The organism is Actinotalea sp. C106, assembly GCF_023630195.1.
In the GTDB taxonomy this organism is placed as follows: Bacteria; Actinomycetota; Actinomycetes; order Actinomycetales; family Cellulomonadaceae; genus Actinotalea.
In genome coordinates, this window is the sequence record NZ_JALPKN010000340.1 from 1 (window position 1) to 2,956 (window position 2,956).

The window sequence follows — 2,956 nt, forward strand, 5'->3', positions numbered from 1 at the left end:
GACGACGCGCGGGGACCGCCTGCCGTCCGGGGCCTCGGGGGTCGTGGCGGGCTCGGCCAGGCCAGGGGTCGTCGCAGTCACCCGGCCATTGTGCCGTGGGTGGCCAGCCGGCGCTCCGTGGGGCCGATAGCCTCGGGGCATGAGCGCTCACGGAGGAGCCGGCACCCCGGCGATCGACGACCCGACCACCGATCCCCTCGAGGTGGCCCGCGAGGCCGCGGCGATGATCGCCGACCGGACGGGGGTGGCGCAGCACGACGTCGCCCTGGTGCTCGGCTCGGGCTGGGGGGCCGCCGCCGAGCTGCTCGGCGAGACCGTCGCCGAGATCCCGAGCCACGAGATCCCCGGCTTCAGCCGGCCCGCGGTGGCAGGCCACGTCGCGACGACCCGGTCGGTCCGCCTCGCCGGCACCGACCGGCACGCCCTCGTCCTCGGCTCACGCACCCACCTCTACGAGGGCCTGGGCGTGCGCCGCGTGGTGCACGGCGTGCGGACCGCCGCCGCGGCCGGGGCCCGGTGCGTCGTCCTGACCAACGGGTGCGGAGGCCTGCACCCCGACTGGGCACCGGGCACCCCGGTCCTCATCCGCGACCACCTCAACCTGACGGCCACCTCACCCCTCGAGGGTGCGACCTTCGTGGACCTCACCGACCTGTACGCCCAGCGCCTGCGGGACGTGGCCCGTGAGGTCGACCCCAGCCTCCCCGAGGGTGTCTACGCCCAGTTCCGCGGCCCCCACTACGAGACCCCGGCCGAGGTCACCATGGCCGGCCGCCTCGGGGCGGACCTGGTCGGGATGTCGACGACGATCGAGGCCATCGCAGCCCGGCACGTGGGGCTCGAGGTGCTCGGCATCTCGCTGGTGACCAACCAGGCCGCCGGGATCAGCCCCGTGCCGCTGTCCCACGCCGAGGTGATCGAGGCCGGCCAGGCTGCGGCGCCGCGGATCAGCCGACTGCTCGCCGACATCACGGGAAGGATCTGACCGTGGCCGAGCCGCTGCCCCCCGACCTGACCTCGGCCGTCGAGGCATGGATCGCCGACGACCCGGACCACCGCACCGCGGAGCACCTGCGTGAGCTCCTCGTCCTTGCCCAGGACGAGGACGGCGAGGACCAGGAGCTGCGCCACGTGGCCCGCACCGAGCTCGCCGACCGCTTCCGAGGCACCCTCGAGTTCGGCACCGCCGGTCTGCGCGGAGCGCTGGGGGGCGGGCCGAACCGGATGAACCGGTCCGTCGTGATCCGGGCCGCGGCCGGGCTCGTCCGCTACCTCACCGAAGCCCTGCCCCCACGGTCGGCCGAGCACGGCTTCGACGTGGCCGGCCCGCGCGTGGTCATCGGGTACGACGCACGCCACAACTCCGACGTCTTCGCCCGGGACACCGCAGCCGTCGTGACCGCCGCGGGGGGGCACGCCCTGCTGCTGCCCGAAGCCCTGCCCACCCCGGTGCTGGCCTTCGCCGTCCGGCACCTGGGGGCCGACGCCGGCGTCATGGTCACCGCGAGCCACAACCCGCCGCAGGACAACGGCTACAAGGTCTACCTCGGCGGGCGGGTGGTGACCGACAGCGGCCAGGGCGCTCAGATCGTGCAGCCCTACGACGCCGAGATCGCCGCCCACATCGCCAAGGTTCCCTCGGTGGCCTCCGTGCCGCGCACCGAGAGCGGCTGGACCGTCCTCGGCGAGGAGATACTCGAGGCCTACCTCACCGCGGTCGACGCCCTGGCCGAGCCCGAGACCCCGCGCGAGCTGAGGGTGGTGCTGACCCCGCTGCACGGGGTCGGCGGGCGGGTGGCCGAGCTCGTGCTGCGCGGCGCCGGGTTCAGCGACCTGCACGTCGTGCCCGAGCAGGCCATGCCCGACCCGACGTTCCCGACCGTGGCCTTCCCCAACCCCGAGGAGCCGGGGGCGATCGACCTGGCCCTCGCCCTGGCCCACGAGCTCGACGCCGACGTGGTGCTCGCCAACGACCCCGACGCCGACCGCTGCGCGGTCGCGCTGCGGGACGCGCGCGCCATGACCCACGCGGGCCCCGGGGACGCGCGGGCCGAGGGCTGGCGCATGCTGCACGGCGACGAGGTCGGCGCCCTCCTCGGGGAGGAGGTCGCCCGACGGGTCGCTGCGTCCTCCCACGAAGGTGGCGTCATGGCGAGCTCGATCGTCTCCTCGCGCCTGCTCAGCAAGATCGCCGCGGGTCATGGCCTGACCCACCGTGCAACCCTCACGGGGTTCAAGTGGATCTCCCGGGTCGAGGGTCTGGTCTTCGGCTACGAGGAGGCGCTCGGCTACTGCGTGGACCCGGCCCAGGTCCGCGACAAGGACGGTCTGAGCGCCGCCCTCCTCCTCGCCCAGCTCGCCGCCAGGGTCCGCGCCGAGGGCCGCACCCTGGTGGACCTGCTCGACGACCTCGCCCGGGAGCACGGCCTGCACCTCACCGACCAGGTCTCGGCGCGGTTCTCCGACCTCGAGCAGATCCCCGCGACGATGGCCCGGGTCCGCCAGAACCCGCCGGCGACCCTCGCCGGGTCCCCCGTGGTGGAGACCACCGACCTGTCCCTGGGGAACCTCGACGGCCCCGAGGGCCTGCCGCCCACCGACGGGTTGCGCCTGGTCGCCGAGGACGGCACCCGGGTGATCATCCGGCCGAGCGGGACCGAGCCCAAGGTCAAGTGCTACCTCGAGGTGATCGTGCCGGTCCCTTCGTCGCACGACGCCCGGGCGGCCGACCCCGTCGGGGAGGCCCGGCGCACGGCCCGGGAGCGGCTCGACGCCGTCCGCGCAGACGTCACGGCAGTCCTAGGGCTCGCGGGATGAGCCGCAGCCCGTGGGCGTGCCGCGCCGGGTGAAGGGCTAGGAGCTCGGCGCAGCCTCTAGGAGCTCGGTGCCGCGCCGCCCTCGTCGCCGGAGGCGCGCTCGCGGAGCCGCTGCTCCTCGCGGCGCACCTCGGCGAAGC

2 protein-coding genes are annotated in these 2,956 nt (G+C 75.0%); both read left to right on the plus strand.

Annotation, left to right across the window (positions count from 1 at the left end):
- The first annotated feature begins 139 nt into the window (after positions 1-139).
- Positions 140-985 (plus strand): purine-nucleoside phosphorylase, encoded by an 846-nt coding sequence (locus L0B03_RS15960; RefSeq protein WP_250447685.1) that lies wholly within the window; start codon positions 140-142, stop codon positions 983-985.
- 2 nt (positions 986-987) lie between these two features.
- Positions 988-2,817 carry a phospho-sugar mutase gene (locus L0B03_RS15965; RefSeq protein ID WP_250447687.1) on the plus strand — a complete coding sequence of 610 codons (1,830 nt, stop codon included), beginning with the start codon at positions 988-990 and terminating at the stop codon, positions 2,815-2,817.
- Positions 2,818-2,956: the final 139 nt, after the last annotated feature.

Bases quoted from the DNA above. Each gene is read 5' to 3' on its own strand.
- L0B03_RS15960 (WP_250447685.1), top strand. From the start codon at position 140: ATGAGCGCTCACGGAGGAGCCGGCACCCCGGCGATCGACGACCCGACC.